General features: G+C 72.0%; 13 protein-coding genes. 3 read left to right on the top strand and 10 right to left on the bottom strand.

Annotated elements, in window-relative coordinates; translation table 11 throughout:
• The coding region (locus tag ACIQHQ_RS36160) for a carbohydrate-binding protein (protein WP_402620667.1) at positions 1 to 414 on the top strand (414 nt) is incomplete at its 5' end.
• A 180-nt stretch (positions 415 to 594) separates the two neighbouring features.
• Here the strand turns inward: ACIQHQ_RS36160 and ACIQHQ_RS36155 are convergent.
• The 9 genes from ACIQHQ_RS36155 to ACIQHQ_RS36115 form a co-directional block, all read right to left on the bottom strand.
• Positions 595 to 1,116: a Pycsar system effector family protein gene (locus ACIQHQ_RS36155; RefSeq protein ID WP_402620664.1), complete on the bottom strand. Its 522-nt coding sequence runs from the start codon at positions 1,114 to 1,116 to the stop codon at positions 595 to 597.
• An 88-nt stretch (positions 1,117 to 1,204) separates the two neighbouring features.
• On the bottom strand, positions 1,205 to 2,653 hold the full coding sequence (locus ACIQHQ_RS36150) for a DUF4407 domain-containing protein (RefSeq protein ID WP_402620661.1): 1,449 nt from the start codon (positions 2,651 to 2,653) through the stop codon (positions 1,205 to 1,207).
• Positions 2,646 to 3,719, bottom strand: coding sequence for a hypothetical protein (locus ACIQHQ_RS36145; protein WP_402620658.1), 1,074 nt, complete (start codon positions 3,717 to 3,719; stop codon positions 2,646 to 2,648). Before ACIQHQ_RS36145 ends, ACIQHQ_RS36150 begins: the two co-directional genes overlap by 8 nt.
• Positions 3,716 to 5,989, bottom strand: a complete 2,274-nt coding sequence (locus ACIQHQ_RS36140; protein ID WP_402620655.1) for a hypothetical protein — start codon at positions 5,987 to 5,989, stop codon at positions 3,716 to 3,718. Before ACIQHQ_RS36140 ends, ACIQHQ_RS36145 begins: the two co-directional genes overlap by 4 nt.
• Positions 5,982 to 6,632 (bottom strand): hypothetical protein, encoded by a 651-nt coding sequence (locus ACIQHQ_RS36135; protein ID WP_402620652.1) that lies wholly within the window; start codon positions 6,630 to 6,632, stop codon positions 5,982 to 5,984. The genes ACIQHQ_RS36140 and ACIQHQ_RS36135 overlap by 8 nt, the downstream gene beginning before the upstream one ends.
• Before the next feature lie 230 nt (positions 6,633 to 6,862).
• The gene (locus ACIQHQ_RS36130; protein ID WP_402620649.1) at positions 6,863 to 7,531 is read right to left on the bottom strand and encodes a Crp/Fnr family transcriptional regulator; all 669 of its coding nucleotides are present in this window, start codon (positions 7,529 to 7,531) and stop codon (positions 6,863 to 6,865) included.
• 271 nt (positions 7,532 to 7,802) lie between these two features.
• Positions 7,803 to 8,213 carry a hypothetical protein gene (locus ACIQHQ_RS36125; protein ID WP_402620646.1) on the bottom strand — a complete coding sequence of 137 codons (411 nt, stop codon included), beginning with the start codon at positions 8,211 to 8,213 and terminating at the stop codon, positions 7,803 to 7,805.
• Between the two features lie 64 nt (positions 8,214 to 8,277).
• The gene (locus tag ACIQHQ_RS36120) at positions 8,278 to 8,988 is read right to left on the bottom strand and encodes a TIGR03943 family putative permease subunit (RefSeq protein ID WP_402620644.1); all 711 of its coding nucleotides are present in this window, start codon (positions 8,986 to 8,988) and stop codon (positions 8,278 to 8,280) included.
• Entirely contained in the window at positions 8,985 to 10,010 is a 1,026-nt protein-coding gene (locus tag ACIQHQ_RS36115; protein ID WP_402620642.1) for a permease, read from the bottom strand. The genes ACIQHQ_RS36120 and ACIQHQ_RS36115 overlap by 4 nt, the downstream gene beginning before the upstream one ends.
• 182 nt (positions 10,011 to 10,192) lie before the next feature.
• Between ACIQHQ_RS36115 and ACIQHQ_RS36110 the strand changes: the two genes are divergently transcribed.
• Complete coding sequence (locus tag ACIQHQ_RS36110; protein ID WP_402620686.1) at positions 10,193 to 12,088, top strand: NAD-binding protein; 1,896 nt, start codon at positions 10,193 to 10,195, stop codon at positions 12,086 to 12,088.
• 121 nt (positions 12,089 to 12,209) lie between these two features.
• Here the strand turns inward: ACIQHQ_RS36110 and ACIQHQ_RS36105 are convergent, their stop codons facing one another.
• Positions 12,210 to 14,069, bottom strand: a complete 1,860-nt coding sequence (locus ACIQHQ_RS36105; protein ID WP_402620639.1) for a prolyl oligopeptidase family serine peptidase — start codon at positions 14,067 to 14,069, stop codon at positions 12,210 to 12,212.
• A gap of 101 nt (positions 14,070 to 14,170) precedes the next feature.
• Here ACIQHQ_RS36105 and ACIQHQ_RS36100 point away from each other — a divergent pair, with 101 nt between their 5' ends.
• Entirely contained in the window at positions 14,171 to 14,995 is an 825-nt protein-coding gene (locus ACIQHQ_RS36100; protein WP_402620636.1) for a class I SAM-dependent methyltransferase, read from the top strand.
• The last annotated feature ends 99 nt before the right edge of the window (positions 14,996 to 15,094 follow it).

Genomic DNA, 15,094 nt, shown 5'->3' with positions numbered 1-15,094 from the left:
CCGCAGGCCGGCTCACTCGATCCGTACGTCCGCCAGGAGGCCGAGACGATCGCCTGGGGTTCCGGGATCGAGACCGAATGGACCAGCGACGGCGGCGGAATGAACGTCGGCTGGATCGAGAACGGCGACTACATCAAAGTCAAGGGAGTCGCCTTCGGGGCCGGCGCTTCCTCCTTCGCCGCCCGCGTCGCCTCGGCCACCAGCGGCGGCACCATCGAAGTGCGCCTGGACAGTCCGAGCGGGTCGATCGTGGGCCGGTGCGGTGTGCCGAACACCGGTGGCTGGCAGGCCTGGAGAACGGTGACCTGCCCCGTGAGCGGCGTGACGGGAACCCGTGACCTCTACCTGACGTTCAGCGGCGGCAGCGGCTTCTTGTTCAATGTCAACTGGTGGCAGTTCACCCGCGCCGCGTAACCGCACCGCGTTGACTCGCTCCTCGGGCTGAAGCCCGAGCATTCCGGCCTTCCCGTCCTGGTCCGACCTGGTTCGGGACGAAGAGGTCGTGGGTTCAAATCCCGCCACCCCGACAGTGGAACAACCAAGAGGGCCTGATCCAGTGGATCAGGCCCTCTTGTGTTTTCTGTGGGGGTCCGGCTACGTCGACGCTCCTGTGACTATGCCCAGCAGCGTGAGTGTGACGAAGGCCGTGCCCCACGCCAGTGCGTGGCGTATGCAGCGGTACTTGGTCCAGGCGGTCTGGGACAGGATCGCCAGTTGGCCAAGGTCGCGGGACACCGGGTCGGTGCGGCGGACCGTCCGTTCCAGGTGGGCGACCGACAGCGCCAGTCGCGCGTCGCCGAAGTAGTGCGTGCGGCAGTGCTGGGGGTTTCCCAGCCGCGGTGTCACGGCCAGGCCCAGCAGGACGAGTGCCGGCACGCAGGCGGCGCAGCCCGCCCAGAGGAGGAACTGCGCGACCGGCGTGTACAGCCGCGGGGCGACCACGCCGCTGCCGATGGCGCCGAGCAGGGCGGTCAGGGCCGCTCCTAGGGACGCCAGCATCAGACCGGCCTTGTTGTCGGCTCTCACCAGCTCCTCACGCACCTCGGCCAGCAGGACCTTGGCGAGTTCCGCCCCGCGGCCGGGGTCCGGGCCTGCGTCGCCTCCAGGTGGGGTCATGTGTCCCTCCTCCTTGCCGTCGGTACCGGGCGGCCGCCCCGGCGTGCGGGGCGGCCGTGGTGCGGGGATCCTCGTGCGGGCGGGTGCCTCAGACCGTCGACGACCGGCGGATCTCGTCCTCCAGCGCGTTCACGGCCTGCCTGACCCGGATGTTCATCGCCGCCGTGTGCTCCCTGGACGCCGCCTCCGACTCGGCGCGGTGGCGCCGGACGTCCTGTTCGATGGCGTCCTGGGCGATTTCGAGATCCGCCATGGCCCGGCGCTCGGCGAGCCGGACCTCCTCGCCGTGGATCTTGACCGCGCTGTTGCTCTCGCTGCTGAGCATCCGGTCGTACGCGGTGTCCCCGCTCAGGTACTTCACGAGCACGGGGAGCATGTCGAGGAGGACGAACAGCAGGCGGACCAGCCAGATGCCTGCGAACAGCACCCCGTTGCCACTGGCGAGTTCGTCCAGCGCCCGGATCCGTTCCAGGACGCCGATCTCCTTCTGCTTGGCGCGTTCCTCGTCCAGTCGCCGGTCGATGCCGTCGGCGCGGGCCTTGAGGAACGCCCCGCGGGACGAGGTCAGCTCGCCCTCGATCTTCGAGATGCGGTTGTTCATGCCGGCAAGGCGCTTCTCGTTCTCGCTCGTGCGGTGGGTGGTCCGGTAATCCCGTGCCTTGTCGCGCAGGCGCAGGCACTCCGAGGTCCGCTGGTAGAGGCCGGTCGCGGCGATGCGGACCAGGCGGCGGCACTCGTCCCGCACCTCGGATTCGATGGTCTCCAACCTGGAGGTGTCCCGGTCCACCCGCTTCTGCAGGGTCGCGGCGTCCGAGCGCAGGGCGCCCAGTTCCTCGCCCCGTTCGCCCGGCGTCGCGCCGAAGGAGAGGACGTACGTCCTGTCGCAGCCCTCGGGCGTGACGGGCCGCGTCGTGGACGGTACGGGGTTGCAGCGGACGAGGTTCGTGCGCAGCCGGTCGATGGCGTCCGTTCGTTCGTCCGCCACGCGTTCCTCGATGGCCGTCTGGAAGATGCGCAGCACCAGCGGCTCCGCGATCACCACACCGAGCAGGAACGCGATCAGCAGGCGTGTGACGAGGGGGCCGGCCCGTCGGCGGGCGTTCGGCTGGGGGGTGACCAGCCAGCGGTCGAGGTTGAGTACGAACAGCATCCAGATGACCGTCGGGACCAGGGCCACGAGGGAGACCCTGCCGAGCGCCTCGGTCGCGAAGTTCCACATGGAGAACGCCGCTATGACGGAGGTGCCGAGCACCACCCCGCCGAGGGCCGTGTACTTGCTCCGCTCGTACCTGACCCTGGCGAGCAGTTCCTCGTCGACACCGGTGAGGGCACGCAGTCGGCGTGCGGCGTCGAGATCGAGGGGGCGGCGAGTGGTGCGGGCCCGGGGGCGGTTGTCCGTGCTGCGAGCCGAGGGCTGCGCCCCTGTGCCTCGCGCGGCGGTTCGGCCGGCCGCGGGACGGGAGGCGGTTCCCTCGCCGGTTCTCGTGCCGTTCGGCGGACTGGGGGACGTCACTGGGTCCGTGAGGAAGTCAGTCAACGAGATCGTCCTCGTCCCTGACGAGACCGCCCTGTGCTTCGTGTGATCCGTCCCAGCCCGTTGCCGGGCGGGGCGGGCGTCCCCGTCCCGACTCCACCATGCGGGCGGTGTCGGCGGCGGCGGTGATGCCGGGCGCCGCCTGGCCGCCCGTCTCCCGCAGGACCTGGTCCAGGACCTGGTGGTAGTCGACGTACTCGCTGGTTCCCATCTGCCGCAGCAGCGTCAGCAGCATGTCGCGGCGAATCTGTGCCTCCGCCGTCTCCCGCGCCTGGGCGTGGGCCCGGTCGGACGTCTCGGCCTTGTGGCGGCGGGCCGACTCCTCCTCGGTGAGCCGGTGGATCCGAGCGGCCGCCTGCGTGACGTCGATCTCCTGCCGGGCGATGCCGAAGGCGTCCACGTGGTCGGATCCCTGGGAGAGCAGTTCCGCGATGCGCCGGGCGTCCTCGGTCTCGAAGTCACGCTGACCCCGCTGGAGTTCCCAGGCGCGCCGCTCGTCGCGCACCTTCTGCTCCCAGTCGCGCAGGTCGTCCGAGGCGTGCACCTCGGCGCTGACGAACTCCACGCTCATGCCCGCGACCCGCGGCGGCACGATCGCGCTGTAGGCGGTCATCCGGTGACTGACCTCGGTCCGTACGGCGTTGACCTCCTCGACGCGATGTCCGGCGCTCACCCTCGGCAGGTCGGCGTCGCCCATCAGGTAGGCGCGCAGCGGCACGGTGACGTCGATGATGCCCTGACGGGCGATGACGGTCGGATCGGTCACCTGGCAGGTGAAGGCCGCCCGCACCGTGAAGTTGTCCGCCTCGCTCATCGACGGGAGCGTACGCTCCACCTCGACCAGACGGGCCCGGGTGTCGACCAGGCTGACCGAGGAGGCGTCGAGCACGTCCGGGTGGGACGCGTCGAACACCATCCCCTCGGGGAACGTGCGGTAGTTCCCGCCGACCCTGAAGACGTGGACGGCGCCGGGCGGCAGCGGCGGCACGTCCTCGCGGCGGCGGCGCCGAGACCACCAGGTGCCCTGGACCGTGGCCAGGATGTGCTCGGCGATGACCGGGTAGTTCACTTGCTTCGGCCTCCTTGTGCGGAAGGGAAGGGAGGGGTGGATATGAGGGAGGCGGCGGAAGGCCGGGGAGCCACCGACGGCCGGCCGCGCAGTGATCCGAGGAGCACCTGCGCCAGTTGGCGGGCACCGGGGATCGCGTAGTCGGGATGCTTCAGGGCGATGGACAGGTGGTGGCACAGCGCGGCCCACTGGCGTCGCGTCATGGCGTTGCGCATGGCCTCGCCCAGTTCGTGCACGGCGCCGGTGACGGACGGGTCGTCCCGCAGCTGCACCAGCGTCCGGCACAGCGCGCTCACCGCCCGGCTCCGGTTGCCGCTGTGCAGGACGTCGGCCCACAGGGAGCCGAGGTGGCGGGCGCTGCCCGGGACGGTGCGCAGGAGGGCCGCGGTGACGGGCTCGGCGGTCTCCAGCCGGACGGCCTCCAGGAGCTGGACGGTGATCCGCAGCGCGACCGACCGCTCCCGCGACCTCTGCGCCGTCCTGACGATCACGGTCCGGACGTACCGGAGGATGAACAGGGCGCCCTCGGTGTCGTGTTCGGCGGTCTGCAGCAGCAGGACCAGCGAGCGGCGGGCCGAGAACGCGATCCGCTCCCCGCGCAGGCTCAGGAACCACAGCTGCTTGAGCGCCTCCAGACGGTAGAGGGAGCCCAGGCGGCCCGTCAGTGCCATGGCCGCCGTCACGGCACGGCCCTGGCCGCTGTTGTCCGTCCAGCTCAGGACGATGTTCAGGGCCTGCGACGCCAAATGCTCCACGTCGCACATGAACTGGAGCGTCAGCGCGGCGGTGACCCGCTGGTTGGTGAGCCCCTCGGACCACACCTTCAGCAGGTTCTCGTCGACCTCGACGAGAGCGTGCCGGGCCAGGAGCGCGACGCCGCGGGCCACTTCGGTGCGGGTGTCCAGGTCGCCGTTCAGGGCGAGATCGCCCAGCCACAGACGCAACGGGTACCAGAGCTCGTAGCCGTACAGGTCGTGCAGCTCCGCGATGACGAGCTCCCGGACGCGCGGCGAGGTGAAGATCAGGCGCCGTTCGCTGCGCCCGGCGTCCCGGCCCGGCCCGGGGTGGTGCTCGGTGGTCACGAGCTCCACCGCCCGCTCCTTCCACCGGGCCCGGGACTGCCGGGCGACAGCGCCGCCCGGCGGTTTCACCACCTCGTCGCCCGGCTCGGCGACGGCCGTCTCGCCGCTCTGCTCCCAGTTGCGCACCTGGGCGGCGAGGGCGGCGCACTCCTTCTCGAACGTCCGCTCGGGGATGCCCTCGAGGAAGGCCAGTGCGGCGAGCGGGAGCAGGTCGTCCGCCGACGGCTTCCCGCGGAACCACTCCTCGACCCGCTCCCGGTACCTGTCCCGCAGGATGTCCAGCGCCTTGTCCGCACCGTCCCGGGACAGGGCCAGGGCCGCCTCGACGACGTCCCTCGGCCGCCTCTGCTCGCTGACGCGCTGCAGCAGTTCCCGTTCGGTGTCCGGCGTGAGGCCCGGGTCCGGCAGCTTCCTCCGGCAGTGGCCGAACAGCTCCACGGGATCCGGGGCCCGCCACGGCACGCAGTGGTCCCGCAGCGCCAGCCGCCGGCGGGTCGTGTCGCCCGCAGTGATCACCAGGTACGACCCCTTGCGGCCCAGTTCCTCGCTCAGCCGCTTGATCTCGTAGGCCTGCACGGCGTGGTGGGCCGGCTCCCCGACGTAGTCGAGGATGACGTACCCCTGCCCTCGCTTGAGGTCCTGTGACGCGGCGAGGTCGGCGAGGGCGTTGGCGGGTGAGAGACTGCGCAGCCTGGCGTCGTCCCCCAGGACTTCCCTGAGCAGGGCGAGCGAACCCGCGCCCCGGCCGCAGCTGTCCTGGCCGGTCAGCACCACGAGCGCGTTCTCGCGCAGCGTGCCGAGCGCCTCGTCGAAGCAGGGCTGCGGGGGCAGGTGGAACCGCAGGGCCCGGTCCGCCTCCTCGGGCTCGATGGTGCCGGGGGCGAGGCCCGGGGACGACGCGGCACCGAAGCCGAACGCCGCTCCCGCGGCGTCGACGACGCCGTAGAAGTTGTTGTTGACGAGCTGGTGGACGCGGCGGAGGTCGTCGTAGCCGCGGTCGTCCTCCTGCCGTTCGTCCGGCTCTCCGCGCTGCTCGGATGGCTTGTCCGGGCCCACATCCTCGTCACCGGCCCGCCGTGCGCCGTCGGTGTCGTCCGGACCGGGCGGCTCGGCGTCCTCTTCGGGAGCGGCGACGGGCGGAACGTCCAGCCCGCGGTCCGCGTCCGTGACCTCGCTTCCGTCAGCCACCGGCACTCCCGAAGCCGAAGACGGCCCCGCGGGCGTCCACCGGGCCGGCGATGTTGGTCACGTTGATGTGGTCGCTCTGATACTCGTTGCTGATCGCCGGCCCGCCCGCGGCGGCCGGCTCCGGCCGGTCCGCCGCGGGCTCCCCCGGCACGGGGGCCACGCGCTTCCCCGGCTGCGCGGCCCCGGGCTCACGCGAGGCCACGGCTGGCGCGGGCACCCACCGCCAGGCCGTGGCCTCGTACTCCTTCACCCGCACGGCGACGCGGGTGAAGTCCTCGGCGGACAGGGTCGTGTGTCCGCCCGCCACCGTGGACCGGAAGACGTCGTCGGACAGCAGGAGCGCCAGGTCGGCGTCGGGGTGCGCGGCCAGGGCGTCGTAGAGGGGGAGCGCGTTCAGCAGGCGCGCCGTCGCCACCACGGCTGTGCCGGCGAAGCCGTTGTCGGCCAGTTCCACCAGCCCCTGGTGGACGACCGCCCGCAGCCGCATCCGGGCCTCGGGGACCCGCTGGGAGTTGTATTCGCGCAGCTCGGCGACGAGATGGCGAATGTAGTCGTCGACCAGACGCGGCTCGGTGCCGTCCAAGGGACGCACCGCGAGCTGCTCGTCTCCCTTGCGCTGGATCTGCCACTGTGCGCGATCCAAGCCGGCGCCCCTGGCGGCAGCGTCGAGAATCCGCGGCAGATCATGCTGCGCCTGGGACTGCCTACGGTCGTTCTTTCCCCCGTAGGCCTCTGCGTCCACGGCTATACAGGCGCAGGGACAGAAACCGGACCACTCCACCACCCGATCATTCCTCTCTCATGCCATGAGCGGACACCGCTCATGAAGTGCTGCACGAGAGGCTAGGAGAGGGGGCGAGAAGTGATCCCGTACTAATACGGGTTGTCGGCCACGACTTTGGCGAATTCAAGCAGTTTCGGGACGTCACAGATGGTTATGTTTCGGTAACTGCGTTCCACCAGTCCCTGTGCTGTCAGTGCGGCCAGGCTCTTTTCGGCCGTGTTGAGCTTCAGACCGGCCAGCGAGGCGAGTTCCTTCTGGGTGAGCGTCACCCCGAGGTCGCACCGCCGGCCGTCGCCGTCCGGAACGGGCTGGGCATAGGACTGGCTCAACTCGGCCAGGACGCGGGCCAGCCGCGTCAGGGAGTCGTAGGCCTGGAAGTCCACCCGTCGCCGGTTGGCCCAGCGCAGCCGGGCACACAGCATGTGGAGGATGGCCCGCATGGCGTCGGGGTGATGGCCGAGGAAGGTCTCCAGCGCCCGCACCTGGATGATCCGCGCGGTCACGTCGCTGCACGCGATCACCGTGCCGGAGCGCGGGCGGTCCTCGAAGGCCGCCATCTCACCCACCAGGTCCCCGGCTATGCGGACGGCGAGCAGCATGTCGTAGCCGCTCTCCGCGCTGGCGACGACCTTCACGACACCACTCGTGATCAGCAGGACGTGCCGGCTCTCGTCGCCCTGCTGGAGCAGCGCGCGATGCGGCGGATAGGCGATCGAGGTGCCCTGGCTCAGGAGTTCTTCGCGTGTCGAATTCCGCAACCGGCCAAGAAAGGTGGACGGCGGCCACGCGTGATTCACCAGCACCTCCGACGGTCTCACTCCGCGGCGCAGCGCGCCGTTCAAGCCTGACCATGCTGCCGTCGGGGCGTGCTCCGGCAAACAGAGGTGAAGAGATGTGGCCTGATTTCTCGCGTCCGAGCCTGAATTGACCGAACGGGCGTTCCTCACGGAGACGACCGGCTTCCATACCGGCGAGTAAATGAACTGGTGCCGGTCCGCTTTCGGCTCCCCGATTGCGGTCCGTTCGGCCCTAGGTCAGCAGCCCGGTGAGCGTCCCCGCCAAGGTGAGCGCGAGGAAGACCGCACTCCACGCCATCGCCTGGCGTATGCGGCGGTGTTTCGTGCACGTCGTGCGAACCAGGAGCTGGGGTGGGGTGGCGGCCGTCGGGGCCGGGTGGGGCCTTCTGGCCAGGCTCAGGAGGACCAGGGACGGGGCGCAGGCCGCGCAGCCGGTCCAGAGGAGGAGTTGGGGGATCGTCGCGTACTGGGTGGGGGTGATGACGCCGGCGGTGATCGCGGTGAGGAGGGCGGTCAGGGTCGCGCCGAGGGTGGCCAGGGTCAGCCCCGCTCGATGGTCGGCCTTCGCCAGTTCCTCGCGGACCGCCTCCGGCAGGAACGGCCGGTCCAGTTCCGCCGTGTGCTCGCCTCGGAGTGTGGTCATGCGTATCCCTCGCTGATGAGCGGTCCTTCACGGGTACCCCGAAAGGCCTGTGCTACGCCGCAGTTCAGGTGTTCCCCGTCTCGTCGTACGGGTCGTGCGGGGTGGGGACCGGCCTGGCCGTCGTGACCTGGAGGTACGGGATGGGGCCGTTGTTGACCGGGTCCTTCGTGCGGCGTGGTGTGTACCTGCCGGTGATCTCCAGCCAGGTGTCCGGTCGCAGGACCGGGGGGATGTCGCCCGTCAGGGCGATCTTGACCGGCTGGGCGTCCGCCGCGCAGCAGTTGAGGCCCATGCGGACCAGGTAGGGGGTGCCCGTCCGGTCCAGGGTGATGAAGCCGGTGATCTTCAACTCGCGGTCGCGCAGGGAGCGGCCGTCGTCGTAGATCGCGCGGCCGGCGTAGTCGGCCACGGTGAGGCGCAGGGGTGCGTCACCGGTGGGGAGGGCCGGGAAGCCGAAGGGCTTCGTCAGGGCCGTGCCGGTGTGGGCCGCGCTGTAGGAGCCCAGGGCCGGCGGGGCGACCAGGATCAGGGCGAGGACCGGCAGTGTGAGGAGCCAGGACACGCGGGGTTCGCGGTGGTGGTGGTCGTGGGCGGGGGCGCTGCGGCGGTCGTACCAGAGGGTCGCCGCCGCCGTGATGATGAGGACCGCGCCCGCCAGGAGGACCAGGGGACGCAGGCCCTCCTTGACGTAGCGCAGGTAGAGGTCGGTCGTGCCGGCGTGCAGGAGGGTCGCGCCGAGGAGGAAGAGGAGGGCCGTCTGGGCCAGGCGGTTCACAGCAGGACCGTTCCGGTGAGGGCCGATACGACCACGGCCAGGGCGAAGGTGGCGGGGGCGAAGCGCAGGGCGAAGGCGCGGCCGAAGGTGCCCGCCTGCATGGCGAAGAGTTTCAGGTCGATCATCGGGCCGACCACCAGGAACGTCAGGCGTGCGGTCAGGGAGAACTGGGTCAGGGACGCCGCCACGAACGCGTCCGCCTCCGAGCAGATGGAGAGCAGGACGGCCAGGACCGCCAAGACCAGGACCGACAGCACGGGGTGGTCGGCCGCGAGCCCCAGCCAGTCCGCCGGGACCATCGCCTTCAGGGTCGCCGCGGCCATCGCGCCGATCACCAGGAAGCCGCCCGCGTGCGTCACGTCGTGCCGGACCGAGCCCCAGAAGGCCTCTCCCCTGCCCTGCCCCTCGTACGACGTCCGCTCCGGGGGACGCAGCCAGTCGGTGCGGCCGAGCCGGTGCCAGAGCCAGCCCATCGAGCAGGCCACCAGCAGGCTCGCGACGAAGCGGGCCAGGACCATCTCCGGGTTGCCGGGGAACGCCACGGCCGTGGCCGTCAGCACGATCGGGTTGATGGCGGGCGCCGAGAGGAGGAAGGCCAGGGCCGCCGCCGGTGTGACGCCTCGGCGGACCAGAGCGCCGGCCACCGGAACGGACGCGCACTCGCAGCCCGGAAGTACCGCGCCCGCCGCACCCGCGACGGGGACCGCCAGGGCGGGGTGTTTCGGCAGGACCCGGACGAAGAACGACGGCGGCACGAACACCGCGATCGCCGCCGACAGCAGCACGCCGAGCACCAGGAACGGCAGTGCCTGGACCATGACCGCGACGAACACCGTCATCCAGCTCTGCATCACCGGCGCGGCCAGGGCCCCGCGGATGGGGTCCTGGAGCATCATCGCCGTGAGCAGCAGAAGGGTCAGCAGGAGGGCGGAGTTGAGGTGCCGGCCCTCTTCCGCGCCGCCGCCCGCCTCGGTGTCCTCGCGCTCAGCGCTGTCGTGCGGGGCGGTCTTCGTGGTGGCCACGGGCCCGGTACCTCCGGTGGTGCGCGAGGGCATTCCCCATTCCCTCCCGTTGTGTACGGATGTGGCCCACCGGGCGTTCAGGCGACACCGTTCCCTTCTGGAACCGGTCGTCCCGGTGAGGCAGTCTTCTCCTCGTGGGGAGCGTTCCGAACCAAGGCCAGCCGAGTGATCCGGCCACGCACATGATCGTGTGCGGGGACGACGGGCTCGCGCACCGGCTGGCCGCCGAACTCCGCGGTGTCTACGCCGAGCAGGTCACGCTCGTCGTGCCGCCCTCGGGCAGGCGGGTGCGCCGGCCCGTGGTCGGGCGGGCCCGGGCCGCCTCGGCGGCGCTGCTCGACCGGGTCGTGAACGCCGCCGTCAACCGGGCCGGCACGGGCGGCGAACCGGCCTCGAACGAGCAGGTCGTGGAGGCCGGCGAGGTCACCGAGGCCGTGCTCGCCGAGGTGGGCGCCGACCGGGCGGCGGCGTTGGCGCTCGTGTACGACGACGACGAGACCAACATCCGGGCCGCGCTCACCGCCCGTCGGCTCAACCCCCGTGTCCGCCTCGTACTGCGGCTCTACAGCCGGCGGTTGGGGCAGCACATCGAGGAACTGCTGGACCAGACCGCCGCCGTCGCCTCCGGGGACGGACCGGGAGCGGGCCTCGACGCGTCCACGACGGTGCTGTCCGACGCCGACACGGCGGCGCCCGCACTGGCCGCCACCGCCCTGGTCGGCACCAGCAAGGTCGTCCAGACGGAAGGGCTCGTGCTGCGGGCGGTGGAGCGGCAGCCGCCGCGGCCGGGCGAGGTGGCCGAACCGGGGCTGTGCACGCTGGCCTTGCTGTCCGCGACGAGCAACGACCCGGCCGGTGCGGACGGTTCGGAGGGCAGCGGGGAGCTCGGGCCGCAACTCCTGCCCTCCGAGGCGGCCGTGGCGTCGGCGACCGGACGCGGGACCGTGGTTCTGGAGCAGGTGTCGTACTCCGGGCCGTCCCTGCCCGCCGGGCGGGGTGGTGTGCCGCCGTTCGCCTCGCTGTTCGGGCGGCGGCTGCGGTGGTCGCTGGCCGGGCTGGTGGGCTGTGTGCTGGCGCTCGCGGTGGCGTTGACGATCGTGACCGGCGAGCATCCGCTGTACGCCACGTACGTCACGCTGCTCGATCTGTTCGGGATCAACGACCCCGCGTTCCACGCGTCGACGGGACGGCAGGTGCTGCAACTGCTGTCCGGTCTGGTCGGATTGCTGCTGCTGCCGGTGCTGCTGGCCGCGGTGCTGGAAGCACTCGGCACGTTCCGCAGCGCGTCCGCGCTGCGCAAGCCGCCGCGGGGGCTCGCCGGGCACGTGGTGCTGCTCGGGCTCGGCAAGATCGGGACGCGGGTGCTGACGCGGCTGCGGGAGCTGCACATCCCGGTGGTGTGCGTGGAGTCCGATCCGGACGCCCGCGGGATGGCCACGGCGCGGCGGCTGCGGGTGCCGGTGGTGCTCGGGGATGTCACGCAGGAGGGCGTGCTGGAGGCCGCGAAGATCCACCGCGCGCATGCGCTGCTGGCGCTGACCAGTGCGGACACGACGAATCTGGAGGCCTCGCTGTACGCGCGGTCCGTGCGGCCCGATCTGCGGGTGGTGCTGCGGCTGTACGACGACGACTTCGCGACGGCCGTGTACCGCACGCTGCGGGCGGCGCACCCGCGCGCCCTGACGCGGAGCCGGAGTGTGTCGCATCTGGCCGCGCCCGCGTTCGCCGGGGCGATGATGGGGCGGCAGATTCTCGGGGCGATTCCGGTGGAGCGGCGGGTGCTGCTGTTCGCCGAGGTGGATGTGGCCGGGCATCCGCAGTTGGAGGGGCGGACCGTGGCGGAGGCGTTCCGGGCCGGGGCCTGGCGGGTGCTGGCGCTCAACACGTCACCTGCCGGAGGGCGTCGGGGCGAGCCGGAGACGTCGGGCGAGGAGCGGCTGCCGGCCGCCTCGGGGCTGGTGTGGGATCTCCCTCCTGCGTATGTGCTCGGGGCCGAGGACCGGGTGGTGCTGGCCGCGACGCGGCGGGGGCTGGCGGAGCTGCTGGGGCGGAGGCGGCGGGAGCGGGCCGGGGCGTGAGCGTGACGCCGAGCGTGCGTTCGCACGCTCGGCGTCACGAGATGCGCGGCATCGCCGCCGGGCCGGGCAGCGGCGCAGCCCGGCGCGGCGCGGGGTGCCGCCGGGCGCCCGCTCTCCCGGGTTACGGACGTGAGCCCAGGTGCCGCTCCGCGAACTCCAGCTCCAGCCTGACCTGCTTGATCCGCTCGTCCACCACCAGCGAGCCGTGACCGGCGTCGTAGCGGTAGACCTCGTGGACCGCGCCTCTCGCCTCCAGGCACTTGACGTAGTTCTCGATCTGGCGGATCGGGCAGCGCGGGTCGTTGACACCGGCCGAGATGTAGACCGGGGCCTTGACCTGGTCGACGTAGGTGAGGGGGGACGAGGCCTCGAAGCGCTCGGGGACCTCCTCGGGCGTGCCGCCGAGGAGGGTGCGGTCCATCGCCTTCAGCGCTTCCATCTCGTCGTGGTACGCCGTGACGTAGTCGGCGACCGGGACCGCCGCGATGCCGAGGGCCCACGCGTCGGGCTGGACGCCGAGGCCGAGGAGCGTCAGGTAGCCGCCCCAGGAGCCGCCGGTGAGGATCAGGCGCTCGGGGTCGGCCAGGCCGGAGCCGACGGCCCATGCGCGGACGGCGGCGATGTCCTCGAGCTCGATGAGGCCGACCCGGTGCTTCAGGGCGTCCGTCCAGGCACGGCCGTAACCCGTGGAGCCGCGGTAGTTGACACGGATCACCGCGTAACCGTGATCGACCCAGGCCGCCGGGGCCGCGGCGAAGGAGTCGCTGTCGTGCCAGGTGGGGCCGCCGTGGATGTCGAAGACCGTGGGGAGCGGGCCGGTGGTGCCCTGGGGCTTCTGGACGAGGGCGTGGATGCGCCCTCCCGGCCCCTCCACCCACACGTCCTCCACCGGCACCGAGCCGGGGGACTTCATGCCGGGCGGGTCGAGCACGACACCGCCCGTCGTGGAGCGGACCGCCGGCGGCTCGGCGGCCGAGGACCACAGGTATTCCACGCTGCCGTCGGGCCGGGCCGTCGCGCCGGAGACCGTGCCGGGCGGGGTCGGGATCTCCGTCAGGGCGCGGCCGGCCAGGTCGTAGCGGAAGAGCTCGCTGCGGGCCTCGAAGCTGTGCACGATGAGCAGGCCGCTGCCGTCCGGGTACCACTCGGCGCTGACGTCGCCCGGCAGCTCCAGCGCCAGGTCCGTCTGCTCGCCGGTGGCGACGTCCCACACCAGGGGCTCCCAGCGGCCGCGGCGCTGGTGGCCGATGAGCAGGCGCGTGTCGCCGTCGACGGGGGCGAAGCCGAGAATCTCCAGGCCCAGCTCACGGGTGCCGCCCTCGGTGTCGTCGAGGTCGGCGACCGCCGTGCCGTCGGGGCGCAGGACGCGCAGCGCCGAATGCATCGCGTCGCCGTGCTCGGTGTGCTCGACGGCGATGAGTGAGCCGTCATGGGAGAGGTCGCCGACGCCGGCCGACTCGCGATGACGGTAGATCTCCACCGGTTCCCCGCCGGTGCGCACGAGGTGGATGGTGGTGCCGTCCTCATCCGTGGAACGGCCCACGACGGCCGTACGCCCGTCGCGGCCGAGGGCGAGGCCCGCCGGGTAGGAGGCCTCCAGGCCCACGGCGGCCGGTTCGTCCGGTCCGCCCTCGAAGGGCTGGCGGCGCCACACGCCGAACTCGTCGCCGTCCTTGTCGTCGAACCACCAGATCCACGCGCCGTCCGGGGACAGCACGCCGTCCGTGGTGCCGTTCGGCCGGTCCGTCACCTGGCGCTGCTCGCCCGTCGACCGGTCCCAGGCGTACAGCTCGTACGTCCCGGTGGCGTTCGAGACGAACAGGGAGCGGTCCGGTGCGTCCTCCGCCCAGTCGGGCAGGGACACCCGCGGCGCCCGAAAGCGCTTCTCCCACTCCGGCATCCGCTCCTGCTGTCCCGCCCGTACATCCTGCTCGTACTGGTCCCGCTGATGACGCGCCTCGGACCCGTTGCTCTCAGTCATGGCCCCATAGTGCCTGCCCCGGCCGACAATTCGCTGGCGAGGTCCCCAGCCTGTGGATAACCTCCACCGGTCCCCCTCCGAGCAGGTCAGGAGTCGCCGTCTTGTACTCCCCCACCCCGGCCGACTGGAACGAGGCCAACCGCGCCCACTGGGACGAGCGGGTCCCGCTGCACATCGCGGGTGATTTCTACGATCTCGACGCCTTCCGGGCCGGTCAGGACCCCCTGCGCGACTTCGAGCTCGCCGAGGTGGGCGGGGTCGGCAACCGCTCTCTGCTGCACCTCCAGTGCCACGTCGGGCTCGACACGCTGTCCTGGGCCCGGCACGGCGCCGCCCGCGTCGTGGGGCTCGACTTCTCCGAACCCGCGATCGACCTGGCCCGGACTCTGGCCGGGGACCTCGGTCTCGGCCCGGACCGGGCGGCGTTCGTCACGGCGGACGTGTACGACGCGGCGGACGCGGTTCCGGACCCGGCGTACGACATCGTGTACACCGGCGCCGGCGCGCTGTGCTGGCTGCCCGACATCGGGCGCTGGGCCGAGACCGCCGCGGCGCTGGTGGCGCCCGGCGGGTTCCTGTACCTCTCCGAGTTCCACCCGCTCACCGACGTGCTCGACGACGAGACCGGCTCGCGGATCGAGCACGACTACTTCGCCCGTGACGCCTGGGTGGAGGAGGCGCCGGGATCGTACGCGGCCGAGGGCGCCGAGTTCACGCACAGCCGCCGGGTCGAGTGGCAGCACCCGGTCGGCGAGGTGGTCACGGCGCTCGCGGCGGCCGGGCTGCGGATCGAGTTCCTGCACGAGCACGACGTGTCGCTGTTCCGGCGGTTCGGGAGCTTCGAGCGGCGGGACGGCTACTTCCGCTTTCCGCCGGACCGGCCGCGGATTCCGCTGATGTACTCGATCCGGGCCCGCAAGGACTGAGCGCCCGGGGCTCGTCCGCCGTCCGTAACCGGCCCACGGGCCCGCGCCGTCGGCGACCCCGCGGGCCGGGACCGCCCGACAGCCCCGTACCGTGGGGGT

Origin of the sequence: Streptomyces sp. NPDC092370, from assembly GCF_044755265.1 — a bacterium.
Taxonomy (GTDB): domain Bacteria; phylum Actinomycetota; class Actinomycetes; order Streptomycetales; family Streptomycetaceae; genus Streptomyces.
This window is presented reverse-complemented; position numbering and strand designations above follow the sequence as displayed.

Excerpts from the sequence above, each read along its gene's own strand:
- ACIQHQ_RS36155 (WP_402620664.1), bottom strand. The coding sequence starts at position 1,116 with ATGACCCCACCTGGAGGCGACGCAGGCCCGGACCCCGGCCGCGGGGCG.
- ACIQHQ_RS36125 (WP_402620646.1), bottom strand. The coding sequence starts at position 8,213 with ATGACCACACTCCGAGGCGAGCACACGGCGGAACTGGACCGGCCGTTC.
- ACIQHQ_RS36110 (WP_402620686.1), top strand. The coding sequence starts at position 10,193 with ATGATCGTGTGCGGGGACGACGGGCTCGCGCACCGGCTGGCCGCCGAA.
- ACIQHQ_RS36105 (WP_402620639.1), bottom strand. The coding sequence starts at position 14,069 with ATGACTGAGAGCAACGGGTCCGAGGCGCGTCATCAGCGGGACCAGTAC.